Source organism: Myroides albus (assembly GCF_024722315.1).
GTDB classification, from domain to species: Bacteria; Bacteroidota; Bacteroidia; order Flavobacteriales; family Flavobacteriaceae; genus Flavobacterium; species Flavobacterium album_A.
This window is the reverse complement of the sequence record NZ_CP102754.1, coordinates 1,912,056-1,935,675: the sequence shown is the minus strand read 5'-3', so window position 1 is coordinate 1,935,675 and position 23,620 is coordinate 1,912,056. Positions and strand designations below refer to the sequence as shown.

Sequence of the window (23,620 nt, the reverse complement as noted above, 5' to 3'; positions counted from 1 at the left end):
TTCAAATACGAAACTTACTCTATCTTGCTGCAATTGCATTCCTTTCTATTGGAAAAAGTTACAAACTACCCCATAATTATTAATTGCAAGTATTCAAATAATTTGTACTTTTAAATAAAAAATGAAAAATAAACTTCCTTTATATTTAAGTTTTTGTTTAGTCACTGCATTCGTATTCAATGCTTTTTCTCAAAATAAGGTAACTATTGACGAATATATACCAAGCACTGCAATGGTCTGTGCTCGATCAAACACTGATACTTTGGATTTCAACAACCATCAAGGTTATAAATCTGCCTATTCGCGTATTGCAAAAGATCAAATTGACGTAAACTTTACTAAATTATTTTATCAAAACTTTCCTCAAGAAAGCTTACCTGTACCAGTAACCATAGTATTCGAATTAACTATTTCAGAACAAGGAGTTTTAGAATCAACAGAAATAATACGCAGCTTATTTCCTGATAATACTGATGATAAAATGAAAACTATGATAGTTGATGTTACTGCTGACTCGTGGAATCCTGCACAGTACAAAGGAAAGAATCTGACTTCCCAAATAACATTACCAATAACAATCTACCCTAAGAAAAACAACAAAGAATAAAGAAAAATAGAAAAGCTATTACTTGCTGTGTTCCTATCTTGTTACAGTCAACGAACCTTCCATAGTTCACAGTTTACCTGTACTTATTGAAAAGAATGTACAAAGCAAAGAAAGATTTTGTCACATTGCTCCACAGGCTAACTCCTTGCTAAGATACAAGCGAATTGAGAAAGCCTTTACAACTTTGCTAACCATAGCACATTTAGGTAGAACTTCAATAGGTTATTTTACTAAAAATTACACACCATTAAGTTAATACTTGTGTAGATTTAACCTCTGTTCTACTACCTCAATAACTAAAACAATCTATACTCTAAATTAGGACCATAGATTTCTTCTTCAGTAAACATATAGTTGCCAGTATCTTATTTTGAAGTTATATAAGATATATTTAAAGGATAATCTGTCACAATCCTCATCTGACCTATTACATATTTATCTCATACAGCACATGCACGAGTAAGGGATGATCATCGGGAACTAAAGGGTGATTGAAGTTCTTTACATATCTCATTCCAATCTTTTGCATCACATTAGACGAGCGAATATTCTGTGTTGTGGTAAAGGAATAAACTTTAGATAATCCCAATGTCTCTTTGGCAAATCTCAAACAAGCCTTTGCTGCTTCTGTTGCATATCCTTTGCCCCAGAACTCAGGTAACATACGCCAACCTATCTCTACTCCAGGCGCAAAATCTACATCAAATGTAATATCCAATAGACCAACAAACCCAATGAAGCTTCCACTGCTTTTTTCTTCTACAGCAAAAAAAGCATACCCTTGTTCTTCAATTTTGTCTTGCATTCTATGGTAAGCCGCTGTGGATTCTTCTACTGTCATTTTCCTTAAGAAAAATTCCATAACGTGTTCATCCTGATTCATTCTAATGAAATCAGCTAAATCACTTTCCTTATACTGGCGTATAACTAATCTTTCGGTTTCTATAAACACCTTCATTGTTTCTGTACTTATTTTGATTAAACTAAATGACAAAATAGATTATAAATGAACTATTTCATCTTTTAATTTCTTGCTAAGACTATTAAATACTAAATCATAAGAATGATCAATTAATTCTTTAAGCAAATTCCATTGCACTGCTCCTCCAAGCTGTACACTGTTCCAATGTTTTTTACTCATGTGATATCCTGGTGTAATCTCATTGTAATCGGCACGAAGTTCTTCGGCACGCTCTGGATCACATTTGAGATTGATAAATCGATTTCCTTGTTCCCATTTGGTCAAGTTTAGCAGTAAATAGATCTTCCCTCCAACTTTAAAGGTTAAGGTTTCCTGATCAAAGGGAAATTCTTCTACTGTCCCTTTCTTATTCAAACAGTAATCGTATATAACATTTATATCCATAGTTATAAAGATAATTTATCCATCTTATTAAGCTCTTTACTTATTAGTGAATCATAGACCAAGTCATAAGATAAGTCTACCCATTCTTTGATCTGCTCAAGTGTAAATCTACCTCTAAGATATATCGTATTCCAGTGTTTTTTATTCATGGTATATCCATGTGTAATATCCACATATTCGTCTCGTAATGCCAAAGCCAATTCTGGAGGGCATTTAAGTATAATGTTTTTATTACCTTGTTCCCAAAAGTGAACCGCTATCATAGCAAATATTTTTCCACCTACTTGAAAGGTCAGTAAGTTTTCGTTAAATGGAAAACCACTTGTTGCATAGGACTTAGAGGAACAATAATCAAATAATTCTTCTAATTCCATTATTTATATGATTCTATATAATACAGGTTTACTTGGACTGGCGTCATTTATAAAAGAAGCAAGTTGTATATTCAAAAAATAGAAACCATCTTCTACTTCTTGTGGAACATAAATCAACTCTGTGATCGTAGCACTTAACCTCGCATCTTGATTGAGTACGTGAGTATCCTTTACATTCCAAAATGCTTTATGAGCGAGTAAGCGACCATCGTCTTGCTCCCTATCCACACTTGGAAGATCTATAAGCAAATGTTCAACTCCTCGCTCTCTTAAGTATGTTGCAGCATCCGCACATAAATAAGGAGGATTAGTATAGGAGTACTTTCGCTGTCTTTTGCTAAGGTCATTGGGAGTCGTACGAATTACAATAGCTTTTTGACTCTGTGGTATCCACAGCTCCATCACTTGTTCTAAGGTTATGATATAATCGTCATTCTCTTGCTTTTGTGGGAAGACTGTAATAAGTTGTGCTAAGAAGAAATATTCTTTTAAACTCTCATTTACACTGTAAAATTCATGAGTGATATGTCCAAGACATTCTGTATGCGTACCATGTCCATGAGGATTAAAAATAATAGTATTAAAATTAGTCGATGATTGACCTTCACTCACTTTACCTACCCATTCTCCCACGACTACAGGCGATATTTCAGGCTTATCTAAATACCATGCAATAGGATTTGCCTCCGAATTGACAAGTGGAATAGAGATGTCAATCGGCTTAGAAAAATCAATTCTATATACTGTATCACAATAGGTTATAAATGCCTCCATTGTTTTATTTCAAATCTAAATAAAATAAATCAGATGCAATCCCGTCACTTAAGAATTTTCCCTTATCTGTGATCGTAAGTATATTGTTTTCATTCTTCATCAATTCATCTGCTATAAAAGAAGAAGAAAGTTTAATTAGATAATCGTAATACGATTGACCGAACTCTTTCTTTACACGCATCAAATCTACTCCCCATATCGTTCGCAATCCCGTCATAATATACTCGTTATAGCGATCTGTCAAATTGAGTTCTTCTACTTCTCGAGGAAGTTTGTCGTCATTTATCTCTTTTATATACAAGCTGTTATTTGCTATATTCCAACTTCTGTAAGTACCGTCAAAACTATGGGCAGAAGGGCCTATTCCCAGATACTTCTTACCCAGCCAATAAGCCGAATTATTCTTAGAGTAATAACCTGGTTTAGCGAAATTAGATAGCTCGTAATGGATATACCCATTAGCTCTTAATATTTCAATCAAAAGCATAAAGTGCTGATGAGCTACTTCTTCTTCAGGACTTGGTATTACACCTTTTTTAATTAATTTGTTGAGTGCAGTTCGCTCCTCCACCGTTAAGGCATAGCACGAAATATGTGGAATTCCCAAGTCTAAGATACGCTGTACATTGGTTAACCAGCGTTCGTTATCCATATTGGGAATACCATAGATTAGGTCTATTGATATATTATCAAACAAGGTAGTAGCTAAAGCCAGTGATTCTATAGCTTCAGTAGAATTATGTGCCCTGTTCATCATTTTGAGATCTTCATCATCAAAAGACTGAATACCGATACTCAATCGATTGACTTTTGAGCACGCAAGCTTGTGAAGTGTTTCACTATCTAAGTCATCTGGATTTGCCTCCAAAGTGATTTCTGGTGTATCGACAACTTCGAACTGTTCATATACGGTCTGTATAAGTTTATCAATTTCATCAACAGTGAGGATACTTGGAGTTCCACCTCCAAAATAAATAGTTTCAATAGATTCACCTTCAAGTTCTCCTTTACGCAAAACCAATTCTCTGTGTAAGCAATCCAGCATATCTACTTTCTTCTTCAAAGAAGTAGAAAAGTGAAAGTCACAGTAATGACAAGCCTGTTTACAAAAAGGAATATGTATATAGATACCAGCCATTATTTCTTTACTCGATCTTGATTTTGTTTAACAAAAGCATCCCAACCACTATAGCTTTTTCCTACCACGGTTCTTCCACTATTAAAAAAGTGACATACAGCTGCAGCTAAGCCATCTGTACTATCTAAATTCTTAGGCAGTTCTTTCAACCCTGGCAGTAACTGCTGCAACATTTTTGCAACCTGTTCTTTACTTGCATTTCCACTTCCTGTGATAGACATCTTTATTTTCTTAGGAGCATATTCAGTAACTGGTATACTGCGTGATAAAGCTGCTGCCATAGCTACACCCTGAGCACGTCCCAGTGTCAACATAGACTGCGCATTATTACCTAAAAAGGGAGCCTCAATGGCAACCTCATCTGGATGATGTGTCTCTATCAACTCAATGGTTCTCTCAAAGATAAGTTTCAATCGAGTGTATTTATCAGGATATTTCGACAATAGCAATTCATTCAATTGAATAAATTCCATTTTTTTGTTTACTACCTTAATCACTCCAAATCCCATAACATTAGTTCCTGGATCTATTCCTAAAATGATTCTATCTACAGTCAAAATACTTGTGTTTAATTGTTTAAATAATGAAGAAAAGAGAATTCTATAATTAAAGTCTCTTTTCTGAAAATTTTATTAAAGCACTACATCTGTTTAAAATAATCGCTTACTTTGCACTGATGAAGATTCTATCTGACAAAACTAAGCAATATCTCGTACTTCTAATTAAAATATTAGTTGTTAGCACCGCTTTTTATTATATCTACAACCAGCTATCGCATGATGAAACGTTGGACTTTCACATACTAAGCGAGGTTATTGCAAAGAAGGAAAATTATCCTGCTTTAATTGCCTTGATGTTCTTAACTTTTTCTAACCGCTTCGTTGAAATTCTCAAATGGCAAAGCTTATCTTCTCTTATTAAACCCGTATCCGTTGGACAAGCAACCAAGCAGGTGTTAAGTGCCTTAACTTTGGGTATCTTTACCCCTAACGGCATCGGTGAATACGCTGGTAAGGCACTGTATTTTGAGAAAAAAGACGCCCCTCGTGTCATATTCCTCAATATGGTATGTAACGGAGTACAAGTAATCTATGCTATCCTATTTGGGTTAATTGGGCTAACAGTTTTAAATCAATATCACGAAATCATTCCCAATCGATATTTGTGGATTACTTTTGGTATTATTACTGTTGTGCTAACTTTATTATTCTCGGTGCGCAATTTCGCTATCAAAGGGTACTCACTACAGACCATTATCAACCTGTTAAAAGAAATCCCTAAATCTAAACACCGCAAGAACCTGTTCTTAGCCTCACTCCGATATGCCTCATTCACGCATCAATACGTAATCTTATACTACTTATTCGGAGTAGATATTCCATACTTTGAATTGCTCTGTGCTGTATCTGCTATTTATTTAATGGCTTCATCTTTGCCGAATTTTCAGTTTCTTGAATTTGCTGTAAAGGGGAGTATCGCCATGTTTATATTCTCGGCCTTAGACGTTAGCCAGTGGGTAGTAGCTTTAGTAGCTACACTGATATGGTTATTAAACATTGTGCTACCGATAAGTATAGGGAGTTATTTCGTATTGACTTATCGAGTAAAATCAACTTAGTATTTGTTTAATAACACAGGAATAACAAATTGAGTAGATACAGGAATACCTCTTTTAGTTGCGGGATATATAGCAGGAAAATCTTTCTTTTTCTCTTGTAATAAACTGTCAATAGCATATATCTGAATAGCTAAGCTATCTGGTGCTTTATAAACAGCAAAGTCAATTTTGGAATCTGCTTGAACTGTAACTAATACTTGCACACTTTCAATTTGAGAGAACTTCCCTTCTAACGTGTCCTGTAATAGTCGCTGTTGCAATTCGAGTGCAACACTATCGAAAAAGCAATCTTTCTTCTGCTGCAAATCTTGAATAGTATCACAACCTTCAAAGTTTGGATAGGTATCCACCTTGGACCAATCAATTTTTTCTAACTCTTTTTGTAATAATTCACCTTCTTTTTCTATCTTAGAAGTTGAAAACTGACAAGCGGTAAAAGAGAAAGCTATAATGGTAAAAAATACTAACCTATACATACTTAATTACTAATGTCGGACGTTAATTAATCAAAAATACAAAAAAAAATCGATGGAATATTTTCTATTAATATTAAGTATAGCATTACTCTTGATTGGCTTAATCGGCAGTGTATTACCAGGTCTTCCAGGTCTTCCTTTAAGCTGGTTTGGATTATTGTCTTTGTATTTTGTAGAAGGAGTTTCTGTTAGCGGTTATTTACTTTGGGCTACTGCCGTCATTACAATCGCAATCACCATTCTCGACTACGTAATTCCTTCTGTGGGTACCAAGCGTTTCGGAGGAAGTAGTTATGGAGTATGGGGTACCAATATTGGATTAGTTGTTGGCTTAATCGCACCTATTCCGTTTGGTTTTATCATTGGCCCTTTCTTAGGCGCTTTCATAGGTGAAATAATTTACAAAAGCGATGATCTTTCCAGAGCTTTCAAAGCAGCAGTAGGATCATTTATAGGATTCCTTGCCTCAACTTTCATGAAAGTTTTTGCAGGTATCGTATTCTTTGGTTTAGGAGTTTTTATCATGATTAAAAACTACGCTGTTTGGTTCGGCAACTAATTACTTAACTAACCATTTAACTAACTTACTTTTCAAGCTTCACTCGTATAACATTACCAAAAGAATTACTCATTGATGTCTTGATTTCAGAATTGGTAATGCGCACTTTCAACTCATCGTTAAAACGAACATTTACATCGTTAGTATATTCATCAAAATTACTTACTCGCACATTCATACTACCATCGTCATTCAAAGGAACTAATCCATATCCTAAAGGCGCAGAATTTGGAATACTTCCCTCTGTAGCATGGGCTTTTGGAACAATTGATAAATCTCGAATTACCATTATCAATAAACAACCTGCGATAACAGTTAGTATTGCCTTAGTATAAAAATCTACTTTCATATTTAAAAATTTAATCATTTAAATATAAGGCATTTAAACCAAAAAACAGTGCTTATTCTACTTAATCACTCTCTTTCTAAAAGACCATAAAGGTTTTTCGATAAATGTGATAGCAATACCAAATAGAATTATAACTCCACCGTAAATCATCTTACTTGATATATCCTCATCTAAGAACATCCATGCCAAAAGAGCAGCGATAAGAGCTTGACTTAATAAACTCAACGATACTCTTGTTGCCCTCATATTCTGTGTGGCATAGCTAATTAACAACCAAGCTAACAATTGGCAAACTATCCCCTGTACAACAAGACTTAACCATCCTGCTGTACTAAAGCCAATAAAACTGGAACCACTAATCCAATTAACTATTCCTAAGAAAAGAGAAGAAACAAGCAAACTATAGGTCATAAATGGAATTACACCTACTTCGCCCAATACTTTTTTACTCAATAAGATATAACACGCATATAAGACCCCTGAGAGAATACCCAATCCGAATGGCAAATCAAAAGACAAATTAACAAACACATCTACACCAACAAGTACAACCATTCCTATCAAAGCAAACACCGTCCCTATCCAAAAATTGATACTTGGCTTATTAGTTAAGAAAAAATAGCTTCCTATCCCTACCCAAACAGGTGCTAAATTAGTTAACAACGTCGCTTGTGTCGCGGTAGATCCTTGAATCGCTTGATTCCAAACCGCAATATCAGAACCAAAGAAAATACCGCATAAGACAATATAAAACATCGTTCTACGTGGATAAATATGCAACTTCTTAGTAATAAAAGCATAAGGAACCACAAATAGTGCGGCAATTGCCATACGATAAAAAGCAGAAATTAGACTTGGAGTCAAATTCATCTTTACAATGACAGGGAAAATTGAAATACACAGAATCCCAATAAACAATGCAATTCTCGGTTTTGAAAACATGGTACTATTTTAAATATATTGCAAATAAACAATGATTTTACAAAATTTACGACAACAATAATTACTTTTACTTTTTATCCTCAAATTTATATAATAATGGCTTCTATTCCATCCTTCTTAAAGACACTGCAAGGTGTACTAAACATTTCTACTCAAGCAATACCATGTGATTTTAAGTTCCCAAGAGAAACAAGTGAATACAATGCCTGTTCATTTACGTTAGAAAACAAAAATATTATTTATAGAAAAGCGAAACTAACTCCTAAAAAAGTAGGCCTTTTTGTGGCAATATGGGAACGTGATGAGGATGGACAAACAAGACCTTATTCTAACGATGACGATTTTGACTTCCTTTTAATCGATATCGATTCTCCTTCCATCAAAGGGTTCTTCCTTTATCCCAAAAACACATTAATTGAATTGAATATTATCTCCTCAGAACAAACCCAAGGTAAAAGAGGCATGCGTGTCTACCCCACTGCTGAAGATAATATGAATAAACAAGCAACAAAAACGTATAAAAGTCACCTACCCTATTTCCACACTGTTGAAAACAATTAGATAATATAATTACTTTCTTCAAAAAATAAAAAGAGGAATATCCATACCCTTATCTACAAAAAGCAATAGGTTACTTAGTCATCAAGCTTTGAAAGACCTTATTTTTCTGATAGTATGCTACTTAATTCCTTTTTCAAATGAGTTTTTTACATATATTTGTATCAATCAAGGTGGTTTATTAGAATAATAATAAAAAGGGAATTAGGTGAAAGTCCTAAACAGACCCGCTGCTGTAAGCTCATAAATTTAGCAAACCTCGTTGTCCACTGTATTGGCCTAATATGGGAAGGACGTTTGTATAAAGAGTAAGTCAGAATACCTGCCATCTATTGATTGCTGTTTAATGTTTTCGGGTATAAAACAAACACGCTACAACACTTCCCCTAATTTAGGGACTAATGTTTTATGCGTCTGTATTAGCCCAAAGGTATTAGACTAAATATTAGCCCAAAAACTATGAAATTAAAATTCTGCTTATTGTCTATTGCCTTCCTCTGGGTTGGCAAGGTTACGCTTTTTGCACAAACACAAAAAGACAGTATTACCACATTAAATGAAATTGTCATTCAAAAAGAAGTTTTCAAAGATCTTATACCAGTACAAACACTTTCGGGAGAAGCTCTCGAACGACTTAATAGCCATAGTGTAGCAGATGCCCTACGCTACTTTTCTGGAGTAAAAATTAAGGATTACGGTGGCATGGGAGGACTTAAGACGATAGATGTTCGAAACATGGGAACGCACCACGTAGGAGTCTTCTACAATGGTATACAGATTGGAAACGCACAAAACGGTATTGTGGATTTAGGTAAATTCTCTCTTGACAATGTAGAGGCAATAAAACTATATAATGGACAAAGGAGTACTATCTTCCAGTCTGCAAAAGAATATGCCTCAGCATCTACAGTCTATATCCAAACTAAAAAGCCTGTTTTCACAGAGGGAAAAGATGTTAACCTATCAGCGAAGTATAAAGCTGGTAGCATTCAATTAACCAATCCTTCCATTCGTACAGAATACAAAATTAACGATAATGTTAGCACTACTATAAGTGCAGAATACATGCATTCTAACGGCCGTTACAAATTCAGACAAAAGCGACATAACCTAAATGGGACAGTCGCTTACGACACAGTCGGACATCGCCTGAATAGCGACATAGATGCTTACCGAATTGAAAATTCTTGGTATGGTAAAGACGATAAAAACACATGGTCTGCAAACCTATATTACTATCAATCAGATAGAGGTCTTCCAGGAGCTGTTATCAAGAAAAGTGACGTTACCTTAGAAACCGAGAACATCAACGAGCGTCAAATTGACAAAAACTTTATGGGACAAGCTGAATGGACAAGATATGTATCTGATCGATACCAGTTTCTGCTAAAAGCTAAGTTTGCCTATGACCTTATGAATTACACCTCTCGTAAAACGGTAGATTTTCAAGGAGAGGAGGTTACCTATAACCCCCAATTTGACAATACCTTCTACCAACAAGACTGGTATATATCTGCAGCTCATCTGTATAAAATTAGCCCTATATGGGAAGTTTCACTTTCTACAGACCTGCAATACAACAAACTAAATGCTACACGAAAAGGACAAGGTACTTTATTCTCCTATCCTGAAAGATATACTTTTATGACTGCCTTTGCAACTTCGGTTGATTTAGGTAAAGTAAAAGCACAAGGAAACATACTGGGAACCTTTACGAATGAAAAAGTGCGTCACAATTTCAAAGCACCAAATAGATCTGTCTGGGCTCCTTCCCTATTTGTAAGTTACAAACCTTGGAATGAACACAATCTAAACATTCATGCTTTTTACAAATACATCTTTCGACTTCCAACTTTCAATGACCTCTACTATACACAATTAGGAACGTCAAACCTAAGACCTGAAATATCAAGGCAATTTAACTTAGGGATTAATTACAATAAAGCACTTAACCACTCTTTCGTCAAAGAATTTCGCGTTTCAGTAGAATCTTATTATGCAAATATCACAGACAAAATCATAGCATCTCCTACTTCAAGTATGATGCGATGGATGATGACTAACCTTGGTAAGGTAGAAAACTACGGAATTGAATCAGCAGTAGGAACTACATTAAATATACTTCCTGACTTAGACTTAGGAATTAACCTTACCTACGAATACACAAGCTCGAAAGACAAGAGTTTAACACTATACGGAAAACCGTCATATTATGGAGATCAAATACCATATGCTCCTTGGCATTCTGGATCTTCGATAGTCGAATTAAACTACAAAGATTGGGGACTTAACTACAGTTTTATTTATGTAGGTAAGCGATATAATGGCAATAAAAACAACATAAAACGCAATGAAATACAACCTTGGTATACTCATGATATTTCACTTCAAAAGAGCTTTAAATGGAAAGATTATAAATTCAAAGCTATCGTTGAAGCAAATAACTTAGCGAACCAATATTATGAGGTCGTAACAAATTTCCCAATGCCTGGGCGTAATTTTCGTTTTACTTTAAGCATTGATTTATGATAAGAATAAAAAAACTTTTAACCGTTTTCTGTTTAACGCTCTTAGTTATAAGTTGCCGAAAAGATGAAATGATATTCACATCGGACAGCTCTAACGTTTCTATACCTACAAACAACGAAGAGTACAGTGGGTTTTACCTCCTAAACGAAGGTAATATGGGGATGAATAGAGCTTCTATAGATATGTTTACCTACGATACGGGTGTATATACCAGAGACATTTTCTCTGAAAGAAATCCCAACATCACAAAAGAGCTTGGCGATGTTGGCAATGACATCAAAATCTATGGAAGTAAAGTATATGCTACAATTAACGTTTCAAACTTTGTAGAAGTATTCGACGTAGCTACAGGAAAACACATCAAACAAATACATGTCCCTAACTGCCGCTATTTGAACTTTAAGGACGGAAAAGCTTATGTGAGTTCTTACTCAGGCAAGGTGGAGATAAATCCAAATGCAGAGATAGGATTTGTAGCCGAAATAGACACCCTTTCTTTAGAGGTGACAAGAAAAGTAGTTGTTGGATACCAGCCTGAGGAAATGGTTATAAAAGACCACAAACTATATGTAGCAAATTCGGGAGGATATCGTGTACCAAATTACGATACAACGGTATCTGTAGTGGATTTGAACACCTTTGAGGAAATTAAGAAAATAGATGTAGGCATCAACCTTCACCGCATGCAAATAGATCGCAATGGCGACATCTATGTCAGTTCACGTGGTGATTACTACGACGTAGAACCAAATTTATATGTAATTGACAGTGCAACAGATCAGGTTGTCAAAAAATTAGACATACCAGTAAGTAATATGACGATAGACGACAATAAATTGTATTACTACGCTACTTCGTATAAACACAATACGGGAAACAATACCATATCATACGGTATACTCGATACTGATACCAAGCAAGTGATAACTGACAATATCATCAAAGATGGTACTGACAAACAAATTTTAATTCCTTATGGTATTGCTGTAAATCCCGAAACAAAGGAAATCTTTATGACTGATGCGCAAGACTATGTCGGAACAGGCTTTGTGTATTGTTATTCACCAGAAGGTCAACTGAAGTGGAAAACTACAGGAGGCAATATTCCGGCGCATTTTGCTTTTATAAAAAAATAACTAACATTCAATAACCATGATTAAATACAAAATAAATCTATTAAACATCGCAATGGCGTTCACAGCTGCAATTGCTTTGTACAGCTGTTCAAGCAGTGATGACAGCACCACAAAAGAAGAAGATAACACCCCTCCTACCATCTCTTATAACTATAGTGATGTGACAAAAGTAATTGACTTCAAACCTGCTGCTGGTCAATTTACAAACGATATCCCAAAATATGTCAAGGGAGACACGGAAGAAGAAATGAAGAAGAAAGCACTGAAAGCTATTTCTGGAGACAAACTATCTATGGTTTCTCTTGGAGGATTTGGAGGATATATAGTCGTAGGGTTTGATGAAACTATCAAAAATGTAGAAGGACTAAGAGACTTTAAAGTATTAGGTAATGCATTCTGGGCGAATAGCAACCCAAATTCAAATGCTACCAATAGAGGGGGTAGCTGCGAACCTGGAGTAATCATGGTAGCTTATGATGCTAACAAAAATGGTGTACCCGATGAGGATGAATGGTACGAAATCGCTGGGAGTGAACACACTAATAGTGAAACAATAGCAAACTACAGTATCACTTATCACAAACCTGATCCAAACAAAGCTCCTGTAATAGATACTATCAACAAATGGGCTACCGACATCGAGTACATAAAATGGGAAGATAACCAAGGTCAGAGCGGTTACATGCCTAAAAACACATACCACCAGCAAAACTATTTTCCTGAGTGGATAAATGAAGATAAAATCACATTCACTGGTACCAAACTACCAAATAATGCTATAGACGAAAGTGGCAAAGGCACTTACTGGGTATTGTATAGTTTTGATTACGGATATGCTGATAATGCACCCAACAATGATGATGAATCAGCTATTGACATCAATTGGGCAGTAGACCGTGCAGGTAAGAAAGCAAACCTTCCGGGCGTGGACTTTATCAAAATATATACAGGAGTAAATCAACAAGCTGGATGGTTGGGAGAAACCTCAACAGAAGTAAGCGGAGTAATAGACTTACACAAAGCCAAAGTAACTATTCCTACGAGATAATTAAAATAAAAACTTTAAATAACCAATCAAAATGAAAAATTACAACGTATTCAAATTCACTAAACTATTCTTTTTAGGAATAGCTTTAACTGCAACGCTACTTACAGGTTGTTCGAGTGATGACAGCACTCCTTATAGCACTCCAATCGTCAAAGAGACTGTAGAAATAAAAACGATTGCCAAACAAGAGTTCGTGATTGACCCTCAAATAGAAGCAAGTAACTTAACCTACTTTTGGTACTTAAATGACGAAGTTATTTCAACAGAACCTATCCTCAAATATACATTAGATTCAGCAGGTGTACACGAAATAACACTAAAAACAGTAAGCCCAAGCACAATTACTCTTTACACCTATCAGGTTAGTGTAGATAAGAGTTTGGACTACAACTATGTTACGTTAGATTTGACCTCTTTTGATTTATCTGACGGAAAAGAAACTTTAGGTGGAAAGTATTGGAAAAACACCTATATAGGAGGAACTTATGTAGAACATCAAATCTTTAAATTCTCACATACTGCAGAAGAAAGTTGGAATTATTGGGATGGTTTTACGGTTTCAAACAGTACAGATAACTTATCGCACTCAGATGACGGAGGTTCTGTAGGTTGGATAAACTACCAATGGGGTAACATGGCTAAAGGAGGAGTTAAAGGTGAAGGAACTCCATACATTGTGGGCTATTGGGGATATTATATGAAAGACTGGAATGCTGATCCCAAAAAATTTGATGAAGAACAATACTCTAATTGGGTAAAAATAGGTTCAGAAGACGACACCTACAAAGCAGTAAGTGTATCAATCGCTAATCATCCATGGCCATATTGGGGAAATCTTAATGGGGATGGTTTTGCGCGTAAATTTGAAAAAGGGGACTACTTTACAATTACAGTTAAAGGAGTTGATAAAGACAACAATGTAAAACCAGAATCAGTAACCCATTATTTAGCAGACTACCGAGGCGATGAACTTATCATGTCACAAAATTGGGAAAAAGTTGACATAAGTGCCTTAGGAGAAGTTAAGTATATTTTCTTTCAACTTGATACTACAGATGCAGACCCAACAGTGGGACCTAATACGGCTGTGTATTTTTGTCTTGATGCCATAACAGTTGATAAAGTAGATAATTAATTTTAAGAAGTAACCCTTTCGGGTTACTTTTTTATAAATCCTTAATCCGCAATATATAAAGAAAAATAACGACATAATTTGTCATAATTAAAGATGTTTTATTTAATAATACACAATAAAATACCTACTAATTAAACTATATTTGCATTTATTATTAACAATAACACACTTACAATGAAACTGCGATTTTTACGTACAAGTTTATTATTTATTTTAGGTTTAACAATCACCACTACAGTTTTTACTTCTTGTTCAAGTGATGACAATTCAAATGATGTAATCTATATTCAAGAGGAGAAAGTAAACGCTGAAGCAAGAGAGGAATTTACTATTGATCCAAAAATTGACCCAACAGGTTTAACCTTTAAATGGTTCAATAATACAACACAGAAAGAACTTTCCGATTCACCAGTTTTAACTTACAAAATGGATTTTGCAAAAACAGAATCTATTACTTTAAAAACAACGAATAAAGAAGGGGTTATTAACCTATATAATTATGCTGTTACATCTTTCTATGGCGAAAACTACAACGTATTAGACCTTAAAGAAATTCCTTTACAAATAGAAGTAAAAGATGGTTATATTTGGGATGGAACATATACAGACGGCGCTAAAATTGAAAGCAATAACTTCCTTTTTAGTCACTCTGTGACTGAGTTCGGCGATGCAAAGTACTGGAATGGTTTCATAGCATCCAACAGTATAGACAAGACTGACCATGAAACCAATTTTGCACAGAATATGCACGGAACTATGGCTAATACTATCAAAGATAAAGAAACTATACCTTTCTTAGTAGCTTATACTGAAGGTGCTGAAAAAACGTATACAAAAGGAGAAGTTATTGACATTGAAAAAACTGCAACAGTTGTAACATTACAAGGAGAAGACAGCAGTGAACTAGTACCTGTTGAAATCAATCTTGGCTTAAGTCCATATACATATTATTCAATTACAAACGGTGATAGCTTTGCTAAAAAATTTGAGAAAGGAGATTATTTTTCAGTAGTTATCTATCTATTAGATGAAAACAAAAAAGTTTTAAACGAAAAACCTATCGAACAAAAACTGGTTAACTTCAAAAAAGATGGTGACACTATAACAAAAGATTGGCAAAAGATTCAATTTAAAGACAAAAAAGCTGCAAAATACATAGTATTCTATGTTGATTCATCAGATAAAGGAGAATATGGTATAAACACACCTGCTTTATTTACTATCAAAGACATTGTAGCACATAAAAAAGCTGTGAAATAATTAGACAATTATTAGACATATTAAGAGGTTACCTAAATAGGTAACCTCTTTTTTTTGTAATCGATAAAATGAGAAGATTCTCACTTACCTAACTTTCTTAAATACTGTGACAAAAATCTAATCAAAACCAATTCCTTTAGTCAACGTAAAATACAACTAAAACATAAAAGAGATTTCATAAGATCTTGTATTATACCAAACAACTGCTGACAAAACACCATTAGACTGAGCTATTCATTAAAATTGAAGTTAAGCCACTCAACTTTTGTCATTGATCCTACTTTTGCTCTTGATTCAGTGAAAGGTGAGAAGTTTTTCCTGTTTAGATTAACTAAACTTTTTGCGTAGTCCCCAACTTTTGACACTGATCCCAAATACCCAATTTCAGGACGACATAAAGCAAAAAAAGAGCTTAAGTAAATATACTTAAGCTCTTTTTGAGCGGAAGACGAGGCTCGAACTCGCGACAACCAGCTTGGAAGGCTGGAGCTCTACCAACTGAGCTACTTCCGCATTTGATGTGATTTGAAAACTTACATCGAGTTTATTAGAGCGGAAGACGAGGCTCGAACTCGCGACAACCAGCTTGGAAGGCTGGAGCTCTACCAACTGAGCTACTTCCGCATTTGATGTGATTTGAAAACTTACATCGAGTTTATTAGAGCGGAAGACGAGGCTCGAACTCGCGACAACCAGCTTGGAAGGCTGGAGCTCTACCAACTGAGCTACTTCCGCATTTGATGTGATTTGAAAACTTACACCGAGTTTATTAGAGCGGAAGACGAGGCTCGAACTCGCGACAACCAGCTTGGAAGGCTGGAGCTCTACCAACTGAGCTACTTCCGCATTTGATGTGATTTGAAAACTTACACCGAGTTTATTAGAGCGGAAGACGAGGCTCGAACTCGCGACAACCAGCTTGGAAGGCTGGAGCTCTACCAACTGAGCTACTTCCGCATTTGATGTGATTTGAAAACTTACACCGAGTTTGTTAGAGCGGAAGACGAGGCTCGAACTCGCGACAACCAGCTTGGAAGGCTGGAGCTCTACCAACTGAGCTACTTCCGCATTTGATGTGATTTGAAAACTTACACCGAGTTTATTGGAGCGGAAGACGAGGCTCGAACTCGCGACAACCAGCTTGGAAGGCTGGAGCTCTACCAACTGAGCTACTTCCGCATTTGATGTGATTTGAAAACTTACATCGAGTTTGTTAGAGCGGAAGACGAGGCTCGAACTCGCGACAACCAGCTTGGAAGGCTGGAGCTCTACCAACTGAGCTACTTCCGCATTTTGTGAGGGCAAATATAAAGCTATTTTCAGAATCAATGCAATTTTTTTTAAAAAAAATAAGCAGAAAAACGATGCCACATAAATATCATCACATTATCAAGGAAATACATTTTGGAGCTATCGACAGTAAGTTCCCCTTATTTATACGCCGTTTAAATAATTATAAAAAAATTAAGTTTTTTTAGTTTTGTATTTACCGAACTAAAACTATCTTTGCTCTCAAATCTTTATTACGACATCTATGCGACAATACAATCCAGAATTAGTTGATTTATTTCAAGATTTCTGTTCACATCATGAGATAGTTTATCACTTCTCGCCTCTGACGGCTCAGATATACACCTATATTATGTTTAATAATAATAGAGATGGCGTGACTTTTGATGAGTTAGTAGAAAAATTAAATGCAAGTAAAAGTTCTGTGTCAAATAGTTTAAATTTATTAATTTCAAACAACCAAATAGAACATTTTAACAAAATAGATGAAAGAAAAAGATTTTTTAGATTAAACCCTAATTTCATGACCACAAGATTGCAGTTAATACGCGATTTACTGGAGAGAGAGCACAATCTAAGTTTGCGATTAGAAAACTTTGTCACAACCGGTGAAATCAATGCACAAAACTGTGAGATGAAAATGAAATTATATATCGATCACCTTGAAAAGAGCAAAAAACATTTAACAGAAACTATAGAAAAATTAAAAAGTACAAATTAAGTAATTATATGAAACGTTATTTCCATACTATCGTTCTAGCGTCGCTTGCGATTACAGCAGGTTCTTGTGGTAAAAAAGAACAGCAAGCAGCTCACGGCCCACTACCATATAAAGTAGTGCAAGTACCTACACAAACAGTGATAGGACACAATACTTACCCAACTACTCTACAAGGTAAGGTTACAAGTAATGTACGAGCTAAAATAGCTGGATATATTCAGGAACTTTACGTTGATGAAGGTTCGGTTGTACGCAAAGGACAACCTTTATTCAGACTTGAGACTAATACATTAAATGAAAATGCAAACGCCGCTTTAGCAGCCGTAAAAGCAGCAGAAGCACAAGTTAGCGTAGCACAAGTAAACTACGATAAATTAGTTCCTCTTGTAAATAAAGGTATCATTAGTAAAATTCAATTAGATACTGCTGAGGCTACACTAAACAGTGCTAAAGGTCAATTAGCAAATGCTAAGGCACAACATCAAAGTATCGTTGCTAATATTGATTACGCTATAATCAAAAGTCCAATTGACGGTATCGTAGGAGCTATTCCTTTTAGAGTTGGTTCATTAGTTAGTCCAAGTGATCCACAACCGTTAACAGTTGTTTCAGATAACAGTGAGATGTACGCTTACTTTTCAATGAATGAAAAGGAGTATTTTAACTTCTTAGAAAAAATTGAAGGAAAGTCAATCAGCGAAAAATTAAAGCACTTACCAGAAGTAAAATTAGTTTTAGCCAATGGACAAACATACTCAAGTACAGGTAAAATTGAAACAATGACAGGTCAAGTAAACCTTGCTACAGGAACTGTTCAGGTAAGAGCATCTTTCCCTAACACAGATAACATTTTGAGCAATGGTAACAGTGGGTCTTTATTACTACCTGTGGAATATAAAGATGTTTTAGTTGTTCCAGAATCATCGACTTTCGAACAACAAGGACAAATTTATGTTTACCGCGTTGTAAATGATACTGCAAAGGCTGCAAAAATTAATGTAATTGATCGAGTAAACAAATTAGCTATTGTTAAAGAAGGAGTTGCAAAAGGAGAAACTATTGTTGGTACAGGATTAGGAACATTGCGTAATGGTTCTGCAATTACACCAGACAAAGTAGAATTCAACTCTATCAACGAAGCTATAAAATCAACTTTCTAAAGCATGTTAAAGACTTTTATCGAAAGACCTGTATTATCTACAGTTATTTCTATCCTTATAGTAATACTTGGGGTGTTAGGACTATCCGCACTTCCAGTAACGCAATATCCAGATATTGCACCGCCGACTGTACAAATTGCGGCGAGCTACCCAGGAGCAAATGCTGAAACTGTAATGCAATCTGTGATTATCCCAATTGAAGAACAAGTGAATGGGGTGGAAAACATGGACTACATTACATCAACAGCAAGTAATGATGGTAGTGCAAGTATTCAAGTAATTTTTAAACAAGGAGTTGACCCAGACATCGCAGCGGTAAACGTACAAAACCGTGTTGCTCGAGCTACTCCATTGTTACCAGCAGAGGTAACTCGTTCGGGGGTTACCACACAAAAGCAGCAAACAAGTGCATTAATGTTCTTGTCGTTCTATTCGACAAACCCGGATTATGATGCTATCTATATCCAAAACTATATGAACATTAACGTAATCCCAGAGCTGAAACGTGTTACTGGTGTAGGAGATGCACAAGCATTTGGTTCTCGAAACTACTCAATGCGTGTGTGGATTGAACCTGCAAAAATGAAAGCATACGGCTTAGTTCCTTCCGATGTAGTTAGAGTACTAAACGAGCAAAGTTTAGAGGCAGCTGCTGGTCAGCTTGGGGAAAACAATGCTGAGGCATTTCAATATGTATTAAAATACAGTGGTAAGTATAAAACTCAAGAACAATATGAAAATATCGTAGTAAAATCTTTAGGTAACGGACAAATCCTAAGGTTAAAAGACGTAGCTCGTATTGAACTTGGAGCACAATCTTATGTAGGTAGTTCTGAACTTGATGGTAACCCAGCAGTAGCAATGGCTATTTACCAAACACCAGGTTCTAACGCCCAAGAGATTATCCAAAACTTACATTTGATTCTAAAGGGAATGGAGAAAAACCTTCCTGAAGGAATGAAATACAAAGTATTGATGGATACAAACGAATTCTTAGATGCTTCGATTAGCAAAGTAGTAAGTACTTTAATTGAAGCGTTTATCTTAGTATTCGTGGTAGTGTATATCTTCTTACAAGACTTTAGATCGACACTTATTCCGTTAATTGCGGTACCAGTTTCTATTGTTGGTACCTTCTTTTTCCTAAGTGTATTTGGATTTTCATTAAACTTACTTACTCTTTTCGCATTAGTACTGGCCATCGGTATTGTGGTGGATGACGCCATAGTTGTGGTGGAAGCCGTCCACGCCAAGATGGAGGAAACGGGTAAAGATGCATTGGATGCGAGTGTTAGTACAATGGGAGAGATCTCAGGTGCCATTATCTCAATTACATTAGTAATGGCTGCGGTATTTATCCCAGTAACCTTTATTAGTGGTCCAACTGGAGTATTCTACAAACAATTTGGTATTACTCTTATTGTAGCTATTTTGATTTCAGCAGTAAATGCCTTGACTTTAAGTCCAGCGTTATGTGCTATCTTCTTAAAGCAACATGACAATCACGAAGGAAGAAAAAGAAATTTTGTTCAACGTTTCTTCGACGCATTCAACGTTGGGTTTAACAACTTAACGCATAGATATGGTAATTCATTCAAATTCTTATTAAAACACAAGTGGTTAACATTTGTAATCTTATTAGGATGTCTTGGAATTACATACTACTCTGCTAAGACAATGCCAACAGGATTCGTACCAAACGAAGACCGTGGGTTCATCATGGGTAATATTGAATTACCTACAGGAGCATCACAAGACCGTGTAACAAGTTTACAAAAAGAGTTTTCTGCTGTAGTAAAACAAATTCCTGGTGTAGATGCCGTAACTGTTGTTTCGGGATTCTCTTTCATCAATGGACAAGGTTCTAACTATGGTATGGCGATGATTAAGTTAAAGGATTTCTCTGAAAGAAAAACAGACGATCTTGCAACAGATGTAATCATTGGTAAATTATTTGGACTTGCTGCAACTCAGTTCCAAGATGCGAAAATGATTTTCTTCCAACCACCAAGTATACCAGGATTCGGTATGTCTGCCGGATTTGAGATGAAATTACTTGATCGCAGTGGAGGTGAATTAACAGAATTCGATAAAAAATCACAAGAATTCGTAGGTGAATTAATGAAGCGCCCTGAAGTATTATATGCTCAGTCGTCATTCAATACAAACTATGCACAATACGAACTTGAATTAAATATTCCTCGTGCAAAAGAATCAGGTGTTTTAGTAAGTGATATTTTCTCGGCTTTACAAGGTTATATTGGAGGTATATATGCAGCAGACTTTACGCGTTTTGGTAAGCAATACCGCGTAATGGTTCAATCATTGCCACAATATAGATCAGATGTAAATAGCTTAAGTGAAATCTACGTTAGAACATCTACAGGAGAAATGGCACCAGTAAACCAGTTTGTTGATTTGAAAAAAGTATATGGTCCGCAATCTGTAAACCGTTACAACTTATTTACATCATCAAATATCAATGGTGCTCCGAAACCAGGATATAGTTCGGGGGATGCAATTCGCGCAGTACAAGAGGTTGCTCAAAAAACATTATCAACAAGTCACAGTATTGACTTTACAGGACTATCTCGTGAGGAGATTAATGCAGGTAACCAAACAGTAATGATTTTTGCACTTTGTGTAATCTTCGTTTACTTCTTACTATCTGCTCAATACGAAAGTTACTTATTGCCATTTGCGGTAATTATCTCATTACCTACAGGAGTTATGGGAGCATTCCTTGCACAGAAATTAGCAGGATTAGAGAATAACATCTACTTCCAGATTGCTCTGGTCATGCTTGTGGGATTACTTGCCAAGAATGCCATTCTGATTGTAGAGTTTGCTGTTCAGAGAAGACAACATGGGGAGTCAATTGCAGAATCTGCTATTAACGGTGCTAAAGCGCGTTTAAGACCGATCTTGATGACTTCATTCGCATTTATCCTTGGTCTTATGCCATTGGTATTTGCAAAAGGAGTTGGAGACGTTGGTAACCGTTCAATCGGTACAGGTGCTGCCTTTGGATTATTAATCGGTACAATCATTGGAGTTTTCGTAATTCCAGTATTATATGCTATTTTCCAATATCTTCAAGAAAAAGTGAAGCCTGTTAAATTTGAAGAAAAAACGCACTAAGAAATGAAAAAACAAACTTTATATAGAGTTATTCCTATTGCTCTTTTGGGGTTGACAATGCAATCGTGCTTTGTTGCCAAAAAATACGATAGACCAGAGGTTATCGATGAGCAATACTTTAGAACTGATAAGATTTCTCAAGATACTCTTTCTATGGCCAATGTGTCATGGAAAGAGTTATTCTCAGACGAAATTTTAAAACAATATATTGATCAAGCTTTAGAAAACAATTTAGACATTCGCATTGCCTTAGAGAATATGAATGCTGCTAAAGCTTATATGCAACAAGGTAAATGGGGATATGCCCCTACCTTAAATGTAGGTGCAAACTACACTCACTCTGTTGCGTCTAAAAATGGACCACAAGGAATAGCTTTTGGAGATACAAGAGTAAAAACCGATTTATACGACGTTACAGGACAATTCTCTTGGGAATTAGATGTATGGGGTAAAATCAGAAGTGGCAAAAGAGCATCTACAGCAAGTTATTTACAATCTGTAGCTGCCCATCAAACTGTAAAAACACAGTTAATATCTTCAATTGCAAGTACTTATTTTCAATTAGTAGCTCTTGATCAACAAAAGGCAATTACAGAAAAAACAATTGTCAATAGAAAGAATAGTTTAGAAACAATTGAAGCTCTAAAAGAAGCAGGACAGGTTAATGAAGTTGCAGTAAAACAAACACAGGCTCAGCTATATAACGCACAAGCTTTGTTAGTTGACATCAACAACAGCATCAAGTTAACGGAAAACACGTTCAGTATTCTACTTGGAGAAAATCCAAATGCGATTAAAAGAGGGCAACTTGATGGTCAAACGTTAAACACAGATTTAACTGTTGGAGTGCCTATTCAACTGCTTACAAACAGACCTGACGTTAGAGCTGCTGAATTTGAACTTATCAATGCTTTTGAAATGACAAATGTAGCTCGTAGTAATTTCTACCCTTCATTCCGCATTACTGCTAATGGAGGCTTACAAAGCTTAGACTTTGACGAGTTATTCAATACCAACTCTCTATTCGCTAATATTATTGGTGGATTAACTCAACCTTTGTTAAATGGTAGACAAGTGAGAACTCAACATCAAGTAGCACAAGCAAATCAAGAAAAAGCATATTTAAACTATAAAAAATCAGTTTTAAATGCTTCAAAAGAAGTTTCTGATGCGCTGTACAACTACGAAAGTTCAAAAGATAAACTGGTATTAAAAGAACAAGAGTACAAGTCTTATCAACTTGCAACTGAATACTCAGAAGAATTATTAGTTCAAGGCTTAGCAACTTATCTTGATGTATTAACAGCAAGAGAAAGTGCTTTGGCTGCTGAACTAGTTTATATCAATACTGAATTAGCTCAACTTAACTCTTTAGTTACTTTATACAGAGCTGTAGGTGGAGGTGTAAAATAACGTTTATAGTTAATTGTTATTCGATA

At 35.6% G+C, this 23,620-nt stretch carries 22 protein-coding genes, 8 tRNA genes and 1 riboswitch; of the genes, 13 read left to right on the top strand and 17 right to left on the bottom strand.

Annotated elements, in window-relative coordinates:
• Positions 1–121: 121 nt before the first annotated feature.
• Positions 122–607, top strand: a complete 486-nt coding sequence (locus tag NWE55_RS08930) for a hypothetical protein (protein WP_155092993.1) — start codon at positions 122–124, stop codon at positions 605–607.
• Between the two features lie 427 nt (positions 608–1,034).
• Here the strand turns inward: NWE55_RS08930 and NWE55_RS08925 are convergent, their stop codons facing one another.
• The 6 genes from NWE55_RS08925 to ruvC are packed head-to-tail and all read right to left on the bottom strand — an operon-like array spanning position 1,035 to position 4,816.
• Complete coding sequence (locus NWE55_RS08925) at positions 1,035–1,565, bottom strand: GNAT family N-acetyltransferase (protein WP_155092994.1); 531 nt, start codon at positions 1,563–1,565, stop codon at positions 1,035–1,037.
• Positions 1,566–1,607: 42 nt separating this feature from the next.
• Complete coding sequence (locus tag NWE55_RS08920; RefSeq protein ID WP_155092995.1) at positions 1,608–1,973, bottom strand: MmcQ/YjbR family DNA-binding protein; 366 nt, start codon at positions 1,971–1,973, stop codon at positions 1,608–1,610.
• 2 nt (positions 1,974–1,975) lie between these two features.
• Positions 1,976–2,347 carry an MmcQ/YjbR family DNA-binding protein gene (locus NWE55_RS08915; RefSeq protein WP_155092996.1) on the bottom strand — a complete coding sequence of 124 codons (372 nt, stop codon included), beginning with the start codon at positions 2,345–2,347 and terminating at the stop codon, positions 1,976–1,978.
• A 3-nt stretch (positions 2,348–2,350) separates the two neighbouring features.
• Positions 2,351–3,121 carry a cyclase family protein gene (locus NWE55_RS08910; RefSeq protein ID WP_155092997.1) on the bottom strand — a complete coding sequence of 257 codons (771 nt, stop codon included), beginning with the start codon at positions 3,119–3,121 and terminating at the stop codon, positions 2,351–2,353.
• A 4-nt stretch (positions 3,122–3,125) separates the two neighbouring features.
• Positions 3,126–4,259 carry a radical SAM family heme chaperone HemW gene (gene hemW, locus NWE55_RS08905; RefSeq protein ID WP_160339440.1) on the bottom strand — a complete coding sequence of 378 codons (1,134 nt, stop codon included), beginning with the start codon at positions 4,257–4,259 and terminating at the stop codon, positions 3,126–3,128.
• The gene (gene ruvC, locus NWE55_RS08900; RefSeq protein ID WP_155092999.1) at positions 4,259–4,816 is read right to left on the bottom strand and encodes a crossover junction endodeoxyribonuclease RuvC; all 558 of its coding nucleotides are present in this window, start codon (positions 4,814–4,816) and stop codon (positions 4,259–4,261) included. The genes hemW and ruvC overlap by 1 nt, the downstream gene beginning before the upstream one ends.
• 119 nt (positions 4,817–4,935) lie before the next feature.
• On the opposite strand from ruvC, the gene NWE55_RS08895 reads away from it, so the two are divergent.
• Positions 4,936–5,877: a hypothetical protein gene (locus NWE55_RS08895; RefSeq protein WP_155093000.1), complete on the top strand. Its 942-nt coding sequence runs from the start codon at positions 4,936–4,938 to the stop codon at positions 5,875–5,877.
• On the opposite strand, the gene NWE55_RS08890 is transcribed toward NWE55_RS08895, so the two are convergent.
• A complete protein-coding gene (locus tag NWE55_RS08890; protein ID WP_155093001.1) occupies positions 5,874–6,353 on the bottom strand; it encodes a hypothetical protein in 480 nt (159 codons plus the stop codon). The genes NWE55_RS08895 and NWE55_RS08890 overlap by 4 nt on opposite strands.
• Positions 6,354–6,405: 52 nt before the next feature.
• Between NWE55_RS08890 and NWE55_RS08885 the strand changes: the two genes are divergently transcribed.
• Positions 6,406–6,912, top strand: coding sequence for a DUF456 domain-containing protein (locus NWE55_RS08885; RefSeq protein WP_155093002.1), 507 nt, complete (start codon positions 6,406–6,408; stop codon positions 6,910–6,912).
• Between the two features lie 25 nt (positions 6,913–6,937).
• Here the strand turns inward: NWE55_RS08885 and NWE55_RS08880 are convergent, their stop codons facing one another.
• Both NWE55_RS08880 and NWE55_RS08875 read right to left on the bottom strand, forming a co-directional pair.
• Positions 6,938–7,261, bottom strand: a complete 324-nt coding sequence (locus tag NWE55_RS08880) for a hypothetical protein (RefSeq protein ID WP_155093003.1) — start codon at positions 7,259–7,261, stop codon at positions 6,938–6,940.
• Positions 7,262–7,318: 57 nt separating this feature from the next.
• Positions 7,319–8,203, bottom strand: a complete 885-nt coding sequence (locus NWE55_RS08875) for a DMT family transporter (RefSeq protein WP_155093004.1) — start codon at positions 8,201–8,203, stop codon at positions 7,319–7,321.
• A gap of 96 nt (positions 8,204–8,299) precedes the next feature.
• On the opposite strand from NWE55_RS08875, the gene NWE55_RS08870 reads away from it, so the two are divergent.
• The 6 genes from NWE55_RS08870 to NWE55_RS08845 all read left to right on the top strand — a co-directional run bounded on the left by NWE55_RS08870 (position 8,300) and on the right by NWE55_RS08845 (position 15,869).
• A complete protein-coding gene (locus tag NWE55_RS08870) occupies positions 8,300–8,764 on the top strand; it encodes a MepB family protein (protein ID WP_155093005.1) in 465 nt (154 codons plus the stop codon).
• A 156-nt stretch (positions 8,765–8,920) separates the two neighbouring features.
• Positions 8,921–9,105, top strand: a riboswitch (cobalamin riboswitch).
• Between the two features lie 115 nt (positions 9,106–9,220).
• Complete coding sequence (locus NWE55_RS08865; RefSeq protein ID WP_160339436.1) at positions 9,221–11,290, top strand: TonB-dependent receptor; 2,070 nt, start codon at positions 9,221–9,223, stop codon at positions 11,288–11,290.
• Positions 11,291–11,358: 68 nt separating this feature from the next.
• A complete protein-coding gene (locus tag NWE55_RS08860) occupies positions 11,359–12,426 on the top strand; it encodes a YncE family protein (RefSeq protein ID WP_373425567.1) in 1,068 nt (355 codons plus the stop codon).
• A gap of 16 nt (positions 12,427–12,442) precedes the next feature.
• The gene (locus tag NWE55_RS08855) at positions 12,443–13,474 is read left to right on the top strand and encodes a PKD domain-containing protein (RefSeq protein WP_155093008.1); all 1,032 of its coding nucleotides are present in this window, start codon (positions 12,443–12,445) and stop codon (positions 13,472–13,474) included.
• A 31-nt stretch (positions 13,475–13,505) separates the two neighbouring features.
• The gene (locus NWE55_RS08850) at positions 13,506–14,609 is read left to right on the top strand and encodes a DUF4465 domain-containing protein (protein ID WP_155093009.1); all 1,104 of its coding nucleotides are present in this window, start codon (positions 13,506–13,508) and stop codon (positions 14,607–14,609) included.
• A gap of 174 nt (positions 14,610–14,783) precedes the next feature.
• A complete protein-coding gene (locus NWE55_RS08845) occupies positions 14,784–15,869 on the top strand; it encodes a DUF4465 domain-containing protein (protein ID WP_155093010.1) in 1,086 nt (361 codons plus the stop codon).
• Between the two features lie 440 nt (positions 15,870–16,309).
• Here NWE55_RS08845 and NWE55_RS08840 read toward each other — a convergent pair.
• The 8 genes from NWE55_RS08840 to NWE55_RS08805 form a co-directional block, all read right to left on the bottom strand.
• Positions 16,310–16,382: transfer RNA gene (locus NWE55_RS08840), tRNA-Gly, on the bottom strand.
• A gap of 38 nt (positions 16,383–16,420) precedes the next feature.
• A tRNA-Gly gene (locus NWE55_RS08835) sits at positions 16,421–16,493 on the bottom strand.
• A 38-nt stretch (positions 16,494–16,531) separates the two neighbouring features.
• Positions 16,532–16,604, bottom strand: a tRNA-Gly gene (locus tag NWE55_RS08830).
• 38 nt (positions 16,605–16,642) lie between these two features.
• Positions 16,643–16,715, bottom strand: a tRNA-Gly gene (locus NWE55_RS08825).
• 38 nt (positions 16,716–16,753) lie between these two features.
• Positions 16,754–16,826, bottom strand: a tRNA-Gly gene (locus tag NWE55_RS08820).
• A gap of 38 nt (positions 16,827–16,864) precedes the next feature.
• Positions 16,865–16,937 (bottom strand) — tRNA-Gly (locus NWE55_RS08815).
• 35 nt (positions 16,938–16,972) lie between these two features.
• A tRNA-Gly gene (locus tag NWE55_RS08810) sits at positions 16,973–17,048 on the bottom strand.
• 38 nt (positions 17,049–17,086) lie between these two features.
• A tRNA-Gly gene (locus NWE55_RS08805) sits at positions 17,087–17,159 on the bottom strand.
• A 352-nt stretch (positions 17,160–17,511) separates the two neighbouring features.
• On the opposite strand from NWE55_RS08805, the gene NWE55_RS08800 reads away from it, so the two are divergent.
• From NWE55_RS08800 to NWE55_RS08785, 4 genes are read left to right on the top strand one after another with little or no spacing between them, the layout of a single operon-like run.
• Positions 17,512–17,880: a transcriptional regulator gene (locus NWE55_RS08800; RefSeq protein ID WP_243731240.1), complete on the top strand. Its 369-nt coding sequence runs from the start codon at positions 17,512–17,514 to the stop codon at positions 17,878–17,880.
• Between the two features lie 8 nt (positions 17,881–17,888).
• Positions 17,889–19,040, top strand: coding sequence for an efflux RND transporter periplasmic adaptor subunit (locus tag NWE55_RS08795; protein ID WP_155092513.1), 1,152 nt, complete (start codon positions 17,889–17,891; stop codon positions 19,038–19,040).
• Positions 19,041–19,043: 3 nt separating this feature from the next.
• The gene (locus NWE55_RS08790; RefSeq protein WP_155092512.1) at positions 19,044–22,181 is read left to right on the top strand and encodes an efflux RND transporter permease subunit; all 3,138 of its coding nucleotides are present in this window, start codon (positions 19,044–19,046) and stop codon (positions 22,179–22,181) included.
• 3 nt (positions 22,182–22,184) lie between these two features.
• Positions 22,185–23,594: an efflux transporter outer membrane subunit gene (locus NWE55_RS08785; protein WP_155092511.1), complete on the top strand. Its 1,410-nt coding sequence runs from the start codon at positions 22,185–22,187 to the stop codon at positions 23,592–23,594.
• Positions 23,595–23,620 lie beyond the last annotated feature (26 nt).